Source organism: Helcococcus sp. KG196 (assembly GCF_046035495.1).
GTDB lineage: Bacteria > Bacillota > Clostridia > Tissierellales > Peptoniphilaceae > Helcococcus > Helcococcus ovis.
The window spans coordinates 1-16,033 of sequence record NZ_JBFNFI010000012.1 but is presented as its reverse complement, the minus strand read 5'-3'; the positions used below and the strand labels follow the sequence as shown (position 1 = coordinate 16,033).

Annotated in this window: 14 protein-coding genes; 12 read left to right on the top strand and 2 right to left on the bottom strand. The window is 24.7% G+C overall.

Features of this window, described 5'->3' with window-relative positions; all coding sequences use genetic code 11:
* The first annotated feature begins 58 nt into the window (after positions 1-58).
* The 7 genes from ABGF45_RS05925 (at position 59) to ABGF45_RS05895 (ending at position 7,988) form a co-directional block, all read left to right on the top strand.
* Complete coding sequence (locus tag ABGF45_RS05925) at positions 59-2,563, top strand: ABC transporter permease subunit (protein ID WP_134768804.1); 2,505 nt, start codon at positions 59-61, stop codon at positions 2,561-2,563.
* A gap of 122 nt (positions 2,564-2,685) precedes the next feature.
* A complete protein-coding gene (rsxC, locus tag ABGF45_RS05920) occupies positions 2,686-3,996 on the top strand; it encodes an electron transport complex subunit RsxC (protein WP_134711947.1) in 1,311 nt (436 codons plus the stop codon).
* 9 nt (positions 3,997-4,005) lie between these two features.
* Positions 4,006-4,923: an RnfABCDGE type electron transport complex subunit D gene (locus ABGF45_RS05915; RefSeq protein WP_134711946.1), complete on the top strand. Its 918-nt coding sequence runs from the start codon at positions 4,006-4,008 to the stop codon at positions 4,921-4,923.
* Positions 4,920-6,164, top strand: a complete 1,245-nt coding sequence (locus tag ABGF45_RS05910; protein ID WP_408111996.1) for an FMN-binding protein — start codon at positions 4,920-4,922, stop codon at positions 6,162-6,164. The genes ABGF45_RS05915 and ABGF45_RS05910 overlap by 4 nt, the downstream gene beginning before the upstream one ends.
* 9 nt (positions 6,165-6,173) lie before the next feature.
* Positions 6,174-6,776: an Rnf-Nqr domain containing protein gene (locus ABGF45_RS05905; RefSeq protein WP_134711944.1), complete on the top strand. Its 603-nt coding sequence runs from the start codon at positions 6,174-6,176 to the stop codon at positions 6,774-6,776.
* On the top strand, positions 6,773-7,345 hold the full coding sequence (locus ABGF45_RS05900) for an electron transport complex protein RnfA (protein ID WP_134744103.1): 573 nt from the start codon (positions 6,773-6,775) through the stop codon (positions 7,343-7,345). The genes ABGF45_RS05905 and ABGF45_RS05900 overlap by 4 nt, the downstream gene beginning before the upstream one ends.
* Positions 7,346-7,412: 67 nt before the next feature.
* Positions 7,413-7,988, top strand: coding sequence for a 5-formyltetrahydrofolate cyclo-ligase (locus ABGF45_RS05895; protein WP_167554059.1), 576 nt, complete (start codon positions 7,413-7,415; stop codon positions 7,986-7,988).
* Between the two features lie 129 nt (positions 7,989-8,117).
* On the opposite strand, the gene ABGF45_RS05890 is transcribed toward ABGF45_RS05895, so the two are convergent.
* Together ABGF45_RS05890 and ABGF45_RS05885 are read right to left on the bottom strand one after the other, a co-directional pair.
* Entirely contained in the window at positions 8,118-9,158 is a 1,041-nt protein-coding gene (locus ABGF45_RS05890) for a hypothetical protein (RefSeq protein WP_408132175.1), read from the bottom strand.
* A 79-nt stretch (positions 9,159-9,237) separates the two neighbouring features.
* Positions 9,238-9,762: a folate family ECF transporter S component gene (locus tag ABGF45_RS05885; protein WP_134711817.1), complete on the bottom strand. Its 525-nt coding sequence runs from the start codon at positions 9,760-9,762 to the stop codon at positions 9,238-9,240.
* A 118-nt stretch (positions 9,763-9,880) separates the two neighbouring features.
* Here ABGF45_RS05885 and ABGF45_RS05880 point away from each other — a divergent pair, with 118 nt between their 5' ends.
* The 5 genes from ABGF45_RS05880 to ABGF45_RS05860 all read left to right on the top strand — a co-directional run.
* A complete protein-coding gene (locus ABGF45_RS05880; protein ID WP_134711816.1) occupies positions 9,881-11,158 on the top strand; it encodes a folylpolyglutamate synthase/dihydrofolate synthase family protein in 1,278 nt (425 codons plus the stop codon).
* Positions 11,159-11,609: 451 nt separating this feature from the next.
* A complete protein-coding gene (locus tag ABGF45_RS05875) occupies positions 11,610-12,473 on the top strand; it encodes a staphylokinase domain-containing protein (protein ID WP_408112822.1) in 864 nt (287 codons plus the stop codon).
* A gap of 121 nt (positions 12,474-12,594) precedes the next feature.
* Positions 12,595-14,772 carry a C1 family peptidase gene (locus ABGF45_RS05870; protein ID WP_134768802.1) on the top strand — a complete coding sequence of 726 codons (2,178 nt, stop codon included), beginning with the start codon at positions 12,595-12,597 and terminating at the stop codon, positions 14,770-14,772.
* A 94-nt stretch (positions 14,773-14,866) separates the two neighbouring features.
* Positions 14,867-15,757 (top strand): helix-turn-helix domain-containing protein, encoded by an 891-nt coding sequence (locus ABGF45_RS05865; protein ID WP_134711813.1) that lies wholly within the window; start codon positions 14,867-14,869, stop codon positions 15,755-15,757.
* 44 nt (positions 15,758-15,801) lie between these two features.
* Positions 15,802-16,033: hypothetical protein (locus ABGF45_RS05860; protein WP_408112821.1), on the top strand; the 232-nt coding region annotated here is incomplete at its 3' end.

The window sequence follows — 16,033 nt, the reverse complement described above, 5'->3', positions numbered from 1 at the left end:
TAAATTTGACTTTATGGGAAATTTTTTTATAAAAAAATAACATGAAATAGAGGTTGTAATGATATCTTTTGAAATAAAAAAAATATATAAAAGTAAGTTATTTTTAATATTAATATTATTATCTATTTTAGTTTCTGCATATAATCTATATATTACTAAAGTTACAAATATATCTATTAGAAATGAAAAATCATTAAATGGTAGTTTGTTTTTAGGATTAAATCACAAAAGTGAAATAATAAAAAATTTGAATGATGATGATAAAAATAAAATTGTCAAAGAATATTCAGAATATACAATTAATTTTGAATATCCATGGGATGATAGTAAGATAAATGATGAAAAATATGCTAATGATATGACTAGGGCATATTATAAAAATTTTCTATTTAATGATTTCTTATTAAAAAAATATAATATTAGTTTAAACCTTGAACAAAAGAAAATTTGGGATTGGGAAATGTTTGAAAGTAACTACATGATTAATACAAATACACCTGTTAGTACACAATTAATGTCTAATATTTCTTCAAATCCAATTAGAACTTTAATTTATAATGATAATGTTACGTTTGGGGTATCCATAGTAGTTTTTCTAACATTTATTTTTTCAGGGATAATTTCTGATGAAAAACTATCAAATACAATTAATTTAGCAAAAACTCAACCTATTTCAAAGTTTAAAATTATTTTATCAAAATGGATAAGTATTATAATTTATGGTATAACTTTTATATTTTTAACAATTATATTTACAGCTATTATATTTAATCTAAATGGTTATAATTGGCACAATGGTCACTTAGAAATATATAGAATATTTTCTGATAAAAATATTGATTACACAATAGCTTATATATTATTAATAAAAATTATTTTATCTAGTATAATTATGATAACATTTTTTGCAGGACTTATAATTTTGCTTAGCACCATATTTAAGAATAAGTATTTACCGGCAATATTAATATCATTTGGATTAATAATTAGTACAATTATTACAAATAAATTTGATTTGTTAAGAAATGTTTATAATCCTTTTTATTTATTAAACTTTAAGAATATATTAAATGGATTTATAAGTATAGATGTTGAATTAAATGTAATAAATTCTTTTCGTGTTAAACCAATAGGATTTAATATTTATTTGATATATTTATCTTTAAGTTTTATTTTAGTTCTATTGTCAGTGTATTTATTAAATCGAAATTTTTTATATTATAGCTTTAAATGTAATAAAAAAATTAAGTCAATTTTTAATTTTGAATATTTTAAGATTATAAGAGACAAAACATTTTTATTTATGCTTTCAGGCGTTTTAGCTATTTTAATAATACTTTTTATCAATGTGTACATTAAAGATATTAAATCAGAAAGTGTATTAAAATCATCAGATCTTACTCCTTTAATGACTTATTATAAGATATCAGAAACAGAACAATTAGAAAATGAAATCACAAATTTTAGTATGATGAAAGAAGATTATATTAAATTACATGGAAAGAAGGCTTTTGAAGAAGAATTTAATAGATTAGAAAAGAAATTATTAGAAAGGGAAAAAAGAATAGAAAAATATAGAATAGAATCTGAATATTATGATAAAAAAGATGGAAAGAATTTTTATAAATTAAGAATTGATCAAATAAATGATATATTACAAAATGACAAGATAATACCAACCGTAAAATTAAAAAATTTTTTATATTTTCCATCATCATACAATGAAACTTTATCTTTATATAAATATTTATCTGAAAAAAATATAGAACCTAAAGTTTTAGCTTGGCCAATTTTTTCTTCAGAGTATGAAGAAAGAGAAATATCAAATGAAATAGAAGACTTTGATAATATATTTGATCACTCTGCATCCTATATACATAGAAAATTATTCAAAACTTATCCTTTGGATTTATTTATTTTAGCCATTGTAAGTTTCATGGTTATAGGTGGATACACATTTGACAAAGAAAATGGAAGACAAATTGATTTAATAAACACACAACCATTAAATAAAAGAAAAATATATTTATTTAAATTATTTTCTACATTTTTGATTGCAATAATATTAACTATTTTAATGTTGTTATTTATTAGTTTTTTAGGATTTATTACAAAAGGTATAGGAGATTTAAATTTTCCTATAGTTCAATATGATAGACTATTAAATATTTCATCAATAAGCTTAAATTCTAAAAATTATTTTTCATTTATTCCTATATGGGTATACAACTTGAAAATATTTATTTTGTTAATTTTACAATTATACATGATAATTTCTATTTCGAACTTTATTTCGATGTTTACAAAACGTAGATTAACTTTAATTTTTACAACTTTAATTACACTAGCCTCCGGATTATTAATAAATTTTAAATTACCAAATTATTTAAAAATTTATTCACCGTTTAGCTACATGAGTGCCAGATATATAGCTAATGGAGCAATAAAAATTAAACTTAATTCGCAAGATGCAAATATTTTATTAATGTTTATTGTTATTTTAATTTTTACAACAGTTATTAATATTATGGGAATGATTTTATCTAATAAAATAGAACAGTAGATATAGAAATTGATATTAGATATTTTAAGAAATTTGTGAACTTATTTTATTTTCAATATGATAATATCATTAGTATGATATAATAAAAATAATTGATAAAATTAGTTAAAGGGAGATAACAAATGGTATTTAAAAATACATTTAAACATGGATTTCATATTCAGGGTAAAAAAGAATTAAGTCGTGGTGATAAGTACATAGAAATACCTGCACCGTACATAGTGAAGATTCCTCTTTTGCAACATATTGGTACACCAAGCGAGCCGGTAGTTAAAGTGGGAGATTATGTAAAAGTCGGTCAATTGATTGCGAAAAAGGTGGGAACAATTTCGGCAAATATACATTCAAGTGTATCAGGTAAAGTTTCCAAAATTGAGTATTCAACTGCGACAAGAGGAAATCATGTGAAGTGTATTTTTATTGAAAATGATTATAAAAATGAGTTAGGATACGAATTAATGAATAGAGATTATACTAGGTTGTCTTCAGAAGAAATTATTAAGATTGTTGAAGATGCAGGTATTACAGGATTAGGAGGAGCCAGTTTCCCTACTCATATAAAATTAAATCCACCTACTTCCGTTCAAGATGTAATTATAAATAGTGCAGAGTGTGAGCCGTATTTAACCTCAGATGATGTGAATATGAGGAATTTTGCAAAAGATATAGTTATTGGATTAAAAATTGAAATGCATGCATTAAATGCACAAAATGGACATATTTTAATTGAGGATGATAAGCCCGAAGCAATCAAGGCTATAAAAGAAGCTGTTAAAGATGAAAGTAATATTAGAGTTGTAGTTGCTAAAGCTAAGTATCCTCAAGGAGATGAAAAGAGAGTTATAGATGTTACTCTTGGAAAAGTAGTGCCTTTTGGAAAGCATCCATTTGATGTTGGTGTAATAGTTTCAAATGCTACAACAGCATTATCTATTAAGAAAGCCGTAATTAACAATATTCCACTTTATGAAAGAATTGTTACATTTTCAGGTGAATCCATGAAGCGAAAGGCTAATGCTCTTGTAAAATTTGGTACACCAATTTCAAAAGCTTTAGAATTTTTAGGAGGGGTAGATAAAAATATTTCAAGAATAGTTATAGGTGGTCCAATGATGGGATTATCTAAGGATGATATGGAAATTCCATTGGAAAAACCAACCAATGGAATATTAGCACTTTCTAAAAAAGAAACATATTATTCTGAGCAAGAACCATGTATTAAGTGTTCTTCATGTGTTGAAGTTTGTCCGGTAGGATTGCAACCATTTCTTTTAGCAGAATTAATCAGAAATAGGGATATAAGAGGGGCAATAGATAATAATATTATGAGTTGCATTGAATGTGGATTATGTTCATATATTTGTCCATCACATATTCCTCTTGTTGAAATTTTCAAAGAAGGAAAGCGTATGGTAAGAGAATTAAGGGATTAGGGAGAACTAATGAGATATACATTAAACATTTCAACTTTTCACGCTCCACATATTAGAAATAAAAAATCAACACAAATAGTAATGTTAGATGTAATAATAGCTATGCTACCGGCATTATTTGCATCAATTTACTATTTTGGATTAAGATCTTTATATTTAATTTTAGTTTCTGTGACAGCATGTGTTTTATCAGAATCGGTTATGCAAAAATTATTACATAAAAAAGTAAGAGTTAGAGATTTATCAGCTGTTGTAACAGGTATACTATTAGCATTTAATTTACCGGTTACATTTCCATTTTGGATGACAATATTGGGGGCAATTTTTTCCATTGTTATTGTTAAAGAATTATTTGGTGGTATTGGTCAAAATTTCATGAATCCAGCGTTAGCAGGGAGAGCATTTTTGATGATTACTTGGCCAACACAAATGACTAATTTCACAATAGATGGTGTTGCATCAGCAACTCCTTTAGGTAGAAAACCTGTAGAATTTTTAGAGTTATTTTTGGGAAATATTCCGGGAACAATAGGAGAAGTATCAAAATTAGCAATCATATTAGGATTAGTATATTTAGTTGCAAGAGGAGTAATTAAATTAAGAATGCCTTTAACATATTTCTTCGGCTCGGCATTTTTTCTATTTATATTAAAATATGATGTTATTGATACATTTTATCAACTATTTTCAGGTGGTATAATTTTAGCTGCTGTATTTATGATTACAGATTATTCATCATCACCAATGACACCTAAGGGGCAATACATTTATTCTTTAGGAGCTGCATTATTAACTGTTTTAATAAGAATTTATGGTGGATATCCAGAAGGAGTATCATTTGCAATTTTGATTATGAATGTATTTGTTCCTCTAATTGACAAATATGTAAAGACAAGAGTATTTGGTATAAAGGAGGCTAAGAAATGAATAAAATTAAAGCGATTATTACATTTGCATTAGTTTTAATTGTATCTGTTGCTTCTATTTACGGATTAAATAAAGTCTTTCTAGGCCTAAATAGTGAAGATTATGTTCCTAGTCAATATGCAGAAGTTTTTGCTGAAGGTAAAGAATTTAATGAAATTGATATTAAAGATAAAGCTGAAACTATTAATAAAATTATTAAAGTAAGTGATGGATCTAATCATATAGGATATGTATTTGATGCAATTTCTAAGGAAGGTTTTGGAGGAGATATTCATTTACTAGTAGGTATTTCAAATGATGGAATTATCAAAGGATTAAAAGTTTTAGAACAATCTGAAACAGAAGGATATGGTGCTTTTGTTGAAACAGAAGAATTTATAAATGGTGTAAAAGATGTAAATGTTTCAACCGGTAAAATATCAGCAGGAGAAGGAAATAAAGAAAATGGACAAATTACAGCTATTTCTGGGGCTACAGTTACTACAAATGCTGTGCTTAATGAGTTAAAGAATATTGTTAATCAATTGAGTACTTTATCTAACAAAGTAAAGCCTGTTGCAGAAGAAACTCCATATTATGAAACAAAATATAAAGAGATTTTACCAAATAATTTATCAGAGTATACATTTGAAGAATTTCAGGAGTCAGCAAAACAAACAGACTCGATTTATAACGAATTTGTTAAAAGAATTGTAAAAGTTAAATATGGTGAAAATTTTGATTCATACATTTTACAATTAACAGCTAAAGGATATGGTGGTAAAATAGATTTAATGTTAAGACTAAATTACGAATACAGAGTATTTGATATGCTGGTTGTCTCGCATAATGAAACAGAAGGTTTAGGGGCATATATTGAAGATAAACATTATACAAATATTTTTAAAGGATTAAATTTAGATAAAAATTTTTTAGTAAATTCTATAAAATTGAGAAAAAATCCTAAAGGAGAAAAAGATATTTTATTAATTTCAGGAGCTACTGTTACATCAAATGCAATTCAAGATTCATTAAATGAAGCGATTAATGCACTTGTGAAATTTGATAAAATTAAATCTGATAATTCAAATTTTAAAAAATTAGAATTAAATAAAAAATCTGAAGAAAGCAAACAAGGTTACAATCACAAAGAAAAGTTTAATACAATTGATGATTTAAAACCCCTAGATAAAGCAGCAAATTTAAAATTTGTAGTTGTTTCTCTTGCATATAAATATGCGAATGTTGTTGAAAAAATTTAAGAGGTTGTTATGAAAAAATCATATTTAGATAATATAATTTTGAAAAATCCAGTTTTAGTTCAAAGTCTTGGATTTGTATCAATCTTGGCTTTGAGCAATTCACTAAAACCGGCTATGATTATGGCTTTAGCTGTAACTTTTGTATTAGTTGTATCAAGTGTAATAGTTTCATTATTAAAATCATTAATTGATGAAAAGTTTGAAATGTTGATTTTAATGGTAATAGTAGCAACTTTATCTACTATTGCTGAGATGACAATAAAATTTATATATCCTTTAACATTTGAATCAATGGGGATCTTTACCTCATTAATATCAGTTAACTCTATTATGTTAATTAGATTACAAAAAAACGCTATGATTTCAGGAGTTGTAAGTTCATTGATTGATTCAATAACAACAGGTTTAGGATATACTTTAGTAATTGTTGTATTAGCACTTATAAGAGAGTTAATTGGAAATGGTACAATTTATGGATTAAGATTTATTTCTAGAGAATTTACAATTAAGACATTTAACGAACCAATGATGGGATTTATATTGTTAGCTTTATTTATTGCTTTATCAAATTGGTATACAATAAGCAAAAAACTAAGGGAGGCTAGAAAATGAACTATATTAGTATCATAATTGCGACAGTTTTAGTTAATAATATGGTTTTAACACAAATATTTGGTATCAAATCTGCTTTAGAATCATCAAAAGATTTTGAATCATCTATAACAGTGGGGCTTTCAATAACATTTGTAACAGTTATCTCATCATTAATAGCTAAAGTATTTTATGACTATGTTTTATTGAAATTTAATTTAGAATATCTGAAAATTTTGTCATTTGTAGTAATTATAGTCCTAGTGATAGAAATATTTTATTCTTTAGTAGCAGTTACTTCTAAAAAGGAATATGAAGATTTAAAATCATATTTACCTTCAGTTACTGCAAATAGTATGATTTTAGGGGTTTCTTTAATAGTTGTATCAAATAATTATAACATATTAAATACTGTTATTTATTCATTTGGAGTATCTCTGGGATTTACTTTGATAGCTTTATTGTTAAATGCAATTAATGAAAAATATAAATATGCTAATTTGCCAAGGTATTTTTTAGGAAAACCTATAACATTGTTAGCTTTAGGATTAATGGCATTAGCTTTTTATGGCTTTAAGGGATTAATTTAGTAAATAATTTTGCGAATGTTGAGTTTTCAGCATTCCTTTTTATTGTAAATTTTTTGAGGATATTATTGTGAACAAATTAAAAAACAAATTAAGAAAAAAACTATTATTAAAAAGAAAAAAATTATCAAAAGAATATATTAAAAAGTCTGATGAATTAATATATCAAAAATTAATTTTGTTAGAAGAATATAAAAATGCAAAAAATATTTTTTGTTATGTAAGTATGAATGAAGAAGTTTCAACAATAAATTTTTTACGAAAAGTTTTATTAGATAATAAGAGATTATTTGTGCCTTTATGTTTACAAAAAGGGATTATGGAAGCTAGAGAAATAAAAAATTTAAATGAACTAAAAGAAGGAAAATTTGGAATATTAGAGCCTTCAGAAAAATCATTAAAAATAGATATAAATGATATAGATTTTTCGGTAATACCATGCATATCAGTTAATAAAAGAGGATATAGATTAGGATACGGTGGAGGATATTATGATAAATTTTTTGAAAATAAATCCTTGAAATCCACATATGTTATTTGTAGAGGAAAAATGATTTATGACAATATTCCAATTGAAACACATGATTTAATATTTGAAAATATTTTATCTGAAAATTTTGTTGAAAAAATAAATATTTATTTTTAATTAAAATTATATTATTTTTATTTTTCAAATATCTAAGATTTATTAAAAAAAAAAGCTGTTGCAAAATAATATTTTTAGTTATTTTGCAACAGCTTTTTAAGTATTGTTATTTATAATATTATTTAAAAATTATTTTATATATTTACCATTATTATTCACATACCATTTTCCAATATATTCAGATTTAGCCATTTTACCATTTTGTTTTAGGTAATACCAGTTATTATCTGAGTGCTTTATCCATTCAGACTCAGCCATTTTACCATTTTGTTTTAGATAATACCAGTTATTATCTGAGTGTTTTATCCATTCAGACTCAGCCATTTTACCATTTTGTTTTAGGTAATACCAGTTATTATCTGAGTGCTTTATCCATTCAGACTCAGCCATTTTACCATTTTGTTTTAGGTAATACCAGTTATTATCTGAGTGCTTTATCCATTCAGATTTAGCCATTTTACCATTTTGTTTTAGGTAATACCAGTTATTATCTGAGTGCTTTTTCCATTCAGATTTAGCCATTTTACCATTTTGATTTAGATAATACCATGAAGAATAATTTTCGTCATATAACCATTCAGAAATAGCTTTGTTTCCATCTGTTTTTTTATAGAACCAATCATTGTTTAAAGAATACCATCCAAATTTATTTTTTTCTAAATTATTATTAATTTCACTTTTTTTAGGGAATATATTTTCGATATTTTCAATTTTTAGTGTGGAATCTAGTCGAGATTCTTTTCTTTCTATAATTTTATCAATATTATCTTTTGGATCTTGTATAGTAAAATAGTATTTAAATCCATTTTTTAAATTAACTTCAAAATAATAATTGTCATAAGTTTTTATAAATTCAATAGGTAGTGTCAAATTAAAAACTTTATCTTTTGTAAGGTTCATTTTTAAATATTTTGCATTATGTCTGTCAATATTTTTTGAAAATATTATATAAATATCAGCAATCTCTTCTTTAATTTCCCAAAAATTAGATAAAAATGTAATTTTAGATTTATTTTCATCATAGCTATATATGAAAGAATTCTTAGATAATATGTTTGGTATATCATCATTTGCATATGAAATGTTTTTATTAACAGAAAATGAAAAAATTGTTAATACTAAAAATATAATTGTTAATGTAGAATATAATGTTTTTTTTGTCAATGTCATATTTTCTCCTTAAATTTTACAGTTAATAATGTAACTTTTTAAGTATATACTATTATTTATATTTAAGTCAATAAAGGATTTATTGATTTAAAAGTAGTGTAACTTTTTTGTTTAGTAATAATTTTAATAGTATTCCTGTAAATACTGATTCTATAAGAATTTTTGGCAGACGTGATATAATTAAAAACCAGATACTTAAACCGCTTAATTGACTTAACCATATACTGTTAAGAATAAGATGTATAAATCCAAAAATAAATAGATTAGTTAATAATATTTTTAAATTTTGATTTTCATTATTTTTATTGAATATTATAAAAAATATAATTCCCGGAATTAATCCTGTAAGTGTTGATGATAATGTAAATCCTAGATGAGGAACACCTCCCGGGTTAATCATTATACCTATTAAATCCGCTGCTACACCTGTTAAGGCACCTAAAAAAGGACCTAATACTGCACCGCTAAAAATTATAGGAAGAGAACCTATGCCTATTCTCATATTTGGTGTTAAATAAAAAGATAAAAATCTTGTTAAAATAATTGATATGGCCGTAAGTAAAGTTGCCATAATAAAAGATTGTAGATTAAATTTTGATTTCATATAAATACTCCTTATATAATATAATATCAGGCAAATTAAAATATGTGTTCCGTAAATATTTTAAAAATTCTGATATAATAAATTATATAAAATCAATTTAAAATTACAAGGGGGAACAATGCAAAAATTTTATGATATAAATAGCTGTTTAGATTGGTTGTATTTAAAAGGAGGATCAAAAGGGAAATTTAACTTGGACAATATAAAATATTTGTTAGATAAATTAGATAATCCTCAAGATAAAATTAAAGTAATACATATAGCAGGAACAAATGGAAAGGGGTCTACATCTAATTTTATAGCATCAGTATTATCTAGAAAATATAAATGTGGGTTATTTACGTCTCCATATATGAATGATATAACAGATTCATTTAAAATAAATGGGGCTCAAATGTCTGAAAAGTTATTTATAGAATATATAAATAAATTAATTTTAATCATCGATGCTATGGAAAAAAATGGAAAGTTTATAACATATTTTGAAATTATAACATCTATTATGTATAAATATTTTTATGATCAAAACGTTGATTTTGCAGTAGTTGAAGTTGGGCTTGGAGGAAAACTTGATGCAACTAATATAATAAAAAAGCCTATTGCATCAGTTATTGTGACAATTTCAAAAGATCATCAAAATGTTTTAGGTAATACAATAGAAGATATAGCAGAAAATAAAGCAGGTATAATAAAAAATAATTGTCCTGTGTTTATATATCCTCAAATTGATACTGTACACAAAATTTTTGAACAAACAGCCATTAAATTAAATTGTGAGTTTAATACATTCTCAATTTCTGAAATTGATATACTTAAAATATCTGAAGTTGAGAATGTGTTTAATTTTAGAACTTATAAAAATATGAAGTCGTGTCTTATTGGCAAACATCAGGTATACAATGCGGTATTAGCATTAACGGTTATAGATTATCTGAAAAATAATTATGAGATTTCAGAAAAAGATATATATGATGGGATATATTTAGCTAGAAATACCGGACGCTTGGAAGTAGTATCTAAAAATCCTAAAATTATATTTGATGGAGCACATAATAAAGAATCAATCATTAGTTTGATAGATACAATTAAATGCTTAAAATTTAATAGGCTTATAGTAGGATTTAGTATGTTAAAAGATAAAGATATATCTTATGCTTTATCAGCTTTATCAAAAATATCAGATGAACTTATCGTTACTACAGTGGATTATCCGGGCAGAAATTATTCTGAAACAGAATTAAATGAAATCGTAAAAGAGTATGAAATTAATATAAAAGTTATATCAAATAATGTTGAAGCATTTGAATACACTAAGTCTTTAGCAAGTGAAGACGATTTGATATTATGGTGCGGGTCGCTTTATTTAATAAGAGAACTATTAAAATATTTAGATTAGTAGATTAAAAAAAAATAACAAAATTGAAAAAAATTTTCAATTTTTCTTAAATTTTGCTATTATATTTGTGTAAAAAATTTTGTAAACGTTAGCTATATAAATTTAATTTTTTTAGAATTATAGTTATGTGATAGATTTTTTATAGAATTTAATAAAGAAAGAACACTCACTCGTTCAAGTACGAGATTAAATCTCAAGTAAGAGACGAGTATACTCTATCTACTAAATATTATACAGTAAAACTGAATAATATTTAGTAGATAAAGGGTTATAGGTTACCTTTAACAACCTAAATATATTATAAAGGAGGTTTAATAAAAATGCATACATAATGTCATTTTTATTTAAGATATAAAGAATAATTATAAATAAAAATTTATAAAAATAATTTTTATAAAAAGTTCTTTATATAAAAAAGTTATATTTAATTAAAAAATTTGTGGAGGAAAATTTGAAAAAAAAGATTTATATATTAGCACTTATTGTTGCACTTTTATCTTCTGTTTACACATCAAAAGCAGAAGCCATAGTTACTTTTATGGGCTCTGATTCATCAAGGTATTATGATGATGATGTTGAAAAAAGAAAAGCTACAGTGTCTATAAATGTTGATGGTATTGTCAAAGATACTAATGAAAAAATATTAATTAGGGGGACAACTCATATATTATCTGATCCCTTTGATAAAGTTACAAAAAAAGAATTATTAGATTCAATTAGACATCAAATGACAGAATTACAATTAGATTATAAATATGAACTTTTAGATTTTGCATATGATGCTAAATTGTATAATAATGGAGAACTTTTATTTTCTACAGGTGATGATGAAGGTACAGTAAAATTAGAAGGTGGTATTAGAAAATATCAGTTGAATGGTCATGTGATATTGAAGGAAATAAAAGAACCTGAACTTACAAATCCATCAGAGTCTGCTAGAATAGAATACAAGGTTAAATTCTCTCCTTCAATTGCTGGTGAGTTAACTGGAAAATATTTATTTCCAATAGAAGTTGATTTAGGTGAAAAACTTGTAGGAGAAAAATTAACTTCTCAAGAACTTAGAAAAAAGGCTGAAGAAGTTTTAGAAAAAAATTATCCTGATTTTAAGATAGTAGAGAAAGAGTATACATTTATAATTCATAACGAAAATGGAGAGTTTCAAAAATATGCATCATTTAAAGATGATTTTGAATACGAAATAGCTAAAAGGAATAAGATTCTATACACAAAGCCAAAGACTGGCAAGATACTTGGTGAAACTCAAAGTGTTGATAGAGTTAAAGAGGGATATATTGTCGAATATAAGAAATAATTATTTTTTTATATTTAAATTTTATTTATTATTTAGCAAAATAATACTTGTTAAATTCATAATATGAAAACATATATTATAATTTGGTTTATTTATAATTTTTAAAAATAAAGAGGAAAAAATGAAATTAACAAAAAATTTAAGAAAAATAATCACATTTACTATTGCATCATTTTTATTGTTAGAGCCAGTATCAGCGTTTGCTGTATCAGTAAGATATGAAACACCAAAAGAATATCTTACTGAAGTTAAAAATCAAGGAAGAACAGGAACATGCTGGGCACATGCTACTATGGGAGCGATAGAAATTGCTTATAAAAAAGCAACCGGAAGAACAGTTGATTTATCAGAAACTCATTTGGCATATCATATACATGATGGTGCAAAATTAGATGGAGCTAGTTTAACATCAGCCACACCTTATCTTATGAGACTAGATGGACCAGTTGGTGAAACTGAATACCCTACAATAAAAGATTCTGTTCCATTATACCAAAATAGTGGGACATATGTATTGCCGGGACATAATTCTATGGAAGATTTAGGAAAATATAAATATAAATTTGCAGTTGGAAATATAATAGAATCTGATATTTCTAATGTAAAAGAAAATATTGAAAAATATGGTGCTGTTACTGCGGCTTATTATGACAACACTGAATCAGGATTTTCCGGTAATTATAATGCATCCGGAAGTTATTATGGATTTGGTAGAAAATCAAATGAACCTGAAAGATTAAAAAGATTTTTTTATAATCCGGATTTAGTTTACCATTATGCACCTAATCCTATGAATGAAATTGTAATGGCTCCAAATCATGCTGTAGTATTGGTTGGTTGGGATGATAATAAAGAAATTGTAAACCAAAGAGGTCAAAGGGCTGTTGGTGCTTTTAAGGTTAGACAGTCAAGAGGACCTGAATTTGGTGACAACGGATATATGTGGATTTCTTATGATACATTTCCTAAGGAAAGTTTTCAAGTTCTTAGAATAAATGGTTTAGATGTTTTATCACCAGTAAAAAATACTTTTTATTCTTACGGTAATTTTTTATCAAAAGAAAACTCCAGAAAAGTATATACATTTGGTAAAGACGGATTTGATAAGTCATCACTAGGACATACATTTAAGAGAACAACCGTAGATATGGTAAATGTTTATGATAAAAATGATAATAAAAGAGAATATTTAACAAATATTCAATTTATAAATGAAGTAGGGAAAAATTTAAGTTATGAAATACAAGTAGCTATGTTAAATGGACATTCAACTGAAGATGTTGAAAAAGCTAATTATACTAAAGTAGCTAGTGGAGTAAGTAATGATAAAGGAGTTAATACAATATCTATAAGTCCTTTAGAAATTACTAAAAATAAGTTTGCAATTAGACTTATTTTAAAAAATGAAAATGGAGTATATATAAGCGTTGCTAAAGATATTAAATCTACAGGAAGCAGCATAATATCAACTCCAACATATACTCCGGATTCAAACTTTTCATTTATAAATACCGATTATGGATTTATTCCATATAATAATGATATATATATAAATGCATTTACGCAATCTGATAACAAATCAAGCTTTAATTCATTATATGAAGAAAAAGTTAAAAATGTTATATCAGTTACAAAAGATAAAGAAACATTTATTTATGTAGATAAAAATGCTTCTGAGTCATATGTAAGAGAACATTTATTAAGTATAGGAAATAGATTAAGAGTAGATTATACTGATGAAAAAGGAAAAATTCAATCAAAAGTTTTCGAAATTAAAGATTATGTTTTGAAAAATGGATACTTTGTTCCTATAATAACAGATTATACAGATGTGGATAAAGATTTACATAATAGTATAAGAGATAAGATAAATAAAAATGAAGACTTATTTAAATATTATGTATATCTAAATAAAACTTCACATGCAAATAGATATAATGTTGAAGATCGAAATTATGATAGAAATAATTATATTAATGATAACAGTTATAATTCATATAATAGAAATATTAGTAGACAAAATAGAAATAATAGATCATCAGATATATTCAGAGAAGCTCAATTATCAAAATTTGATAAAACAGTTTTAACGTATAAATTGCAAAAAAATTATAATAAAACAGTTCTTTTAACAAACACTCAAAAGGAAGATGTAAAGATTAGAGTAAATGGGGCGTTAATTGGAGCTGAAAATATAAGAATAATAGATGATATTTTATATATAGAGTTATATAATGAATTGTCTAATAGTGACAGAATAGAAGTATCTTTCAATGAAAATAGTATATCTAGGTATTAATATCTATTAAAAATTTTAATAAAGTAGTGTTGATTAATTATCTTCACTACTTTATTATTATGTTGAGATGAATATAATAAAGTAGGGATATATCATGAATAATTATGGCGAAGTATTAAAAAAACTTAGAAAAGATAGAAATTATACATTAAAGCAAATATCTTCTGGTGAAATATCGATTTCTCAAATTTCAAGGTTTGAGAGAGGTGAAACTGATTTATCAATTGGAAAATTTATTTTTATTCTTAATAAAATAGGGATTACTATTGATGAATTTATGGTATATGCTAGGGATTATGAAAAATATGATGTAGTTAAAATGATGTCAAAGGTTGTAAAATATTATTATGAGAATAGTATTGAAGGATTTAGAGAATTGATAGAACTAAATCAAAATAAATTAAAAGAAAATCCTGATAATAGTCTTTATCCATTATATATAATTTTATTTAAAGGGTTTATATGCAAGATAAATAAGACAAAACTATCAGATAAAGATCTTCAAAAAATAATAGATCATTTATTTGTAACTGAAAATTGGGGAATTTTAGAACTTCAGTTAATAGGAAATCTATATGAATTTTTTAGTACAAAACGAATGTTATATTTTTTTGATGAAATATTTAAAAATTATGAAAAGTATAAAAAAAGTTCAATGCACAAACATTTAGTATGTATCACTTCACTAAATATATTTTTAAAATTAATAGAAAGAAATGATTTGAAAGAAGCTGAAAAAATTAACAAGAAATTAAGAAAAATTGTCGGTGGAGAAACAAAAGTTTATGAAAGAATGATACTTAAATATGGAGAAGCATTTTTACTTTACAAAAAAGGGGATAGTGCCGGAGTTGAAGTGATGAAGAAAATCATCGAAACGTTTAAATTACTTTCTTGTGATTATCATGCAAAAAATTATCAGCAACATTTTGATGAATTTGTAAAAAATAAATTTGTATATATGGGAAAAAATAATATCTCTTAAATAATATGGATATAATTATATTCATATTATTTAGGAGGATTTTTATGAATAAAACAATCAAAAAACTGCTATTTAGCAGAGGAATAAATAAAATAGGAAATATATTTTATGATTATGGAAATTCAATATGGCTAGCATCAATTGGGAATATAGGAAAGAAGTTTTTAGCGTATTATCAAATAGCTGATACACTAACATCGATTTTGTTAAATCCGATAAGTGGTGCATTAGTAGATAGATTCAAAAGACGTAAAATATTATTGTATACAGATTTTA

What these genes read in the sequence shown, in the direction of transcription:
- ABGF45_RS05885 (WP_134711817.1), bottom strand. Translation starts at nt 9,762, where the DNA reads ATGAAATCAAAATTTAATCTACAATCTTTTATTATGGCAACTTTACTT.
- ABGF45_RS05890 (WP_408132175.1), bottom strand. Translation starts at nt 9,158, where the DNA reads ATGACATTGACAAAAAAAACATTATATTCTACATTAACAATTATATTT.
- rsxC (WP_134711947.1), top strand. Translation starts at nt 2,686, where the DNA reads ATGGTATTTAAAAATACATTTAAACATGGATTTCATATTCAGGGTAAA.
- ABGF45_RS05880 (WP_134711816.1), top strand. Translation starts at nt 9,881, where the DNA reads ATGCAAAAATTTTATGATATAAATAGCTGTTTAGATTGGTTGTATTTA.
- ABGF45_RS05870 (WP_134768802.1), top strand. Translation starts at nt 12,595, where the DNA reads ATGAAATTAACAAAAAATTTAAGAAAAATAATCACATTTACTATTGCA.
- ABGF45_RS05910 (WP_408111996.1), top strand. Translation starts at nt 4,920, where the DNA reads ATGAATAAAATTAAAGCGATTATTACATTTGCATTAGTTTTAATTGTA.
- ABGF45_RS05905 (WP_134711944.1), top strand. Translation starts at nt 6,174, where the DNA reads ATGAAAAAATCATATTTAGATAATATAATTTTGAAAAATCCAGTTTTA.
- ABGF45_RS05865 (WP_134711813.1), top strand. Translation starts at nt 14,867, where the DNA reads ATGAATAATTATGGCGAAGTATTAAAAAAACTTAGAAAAGATAGAAAT.
- ABGF45_RS05915 (WP_134711946.1), top strand. Translation starts at nt 4,006, where the DNA reads ATGAGATATACATTAAACATTTCAACTTTTCACGCTCCACATATTAGA.
- ABGF45_RS05925 (WP_134768804.1), top strand. Translation starts at nt 59, where the DNA reads ATGATATCTTTTGAAATAAAAAAAATATATAAAAGTAAGTTATTTTTA.
- ABGF45_RS05900 (WP_134744103.1), top strand. Translation starts at nt 6,773, where the DNA reads ATGAACTATATTAGTATCATAATTGCGACAGTTTTAGTTAATAATATG.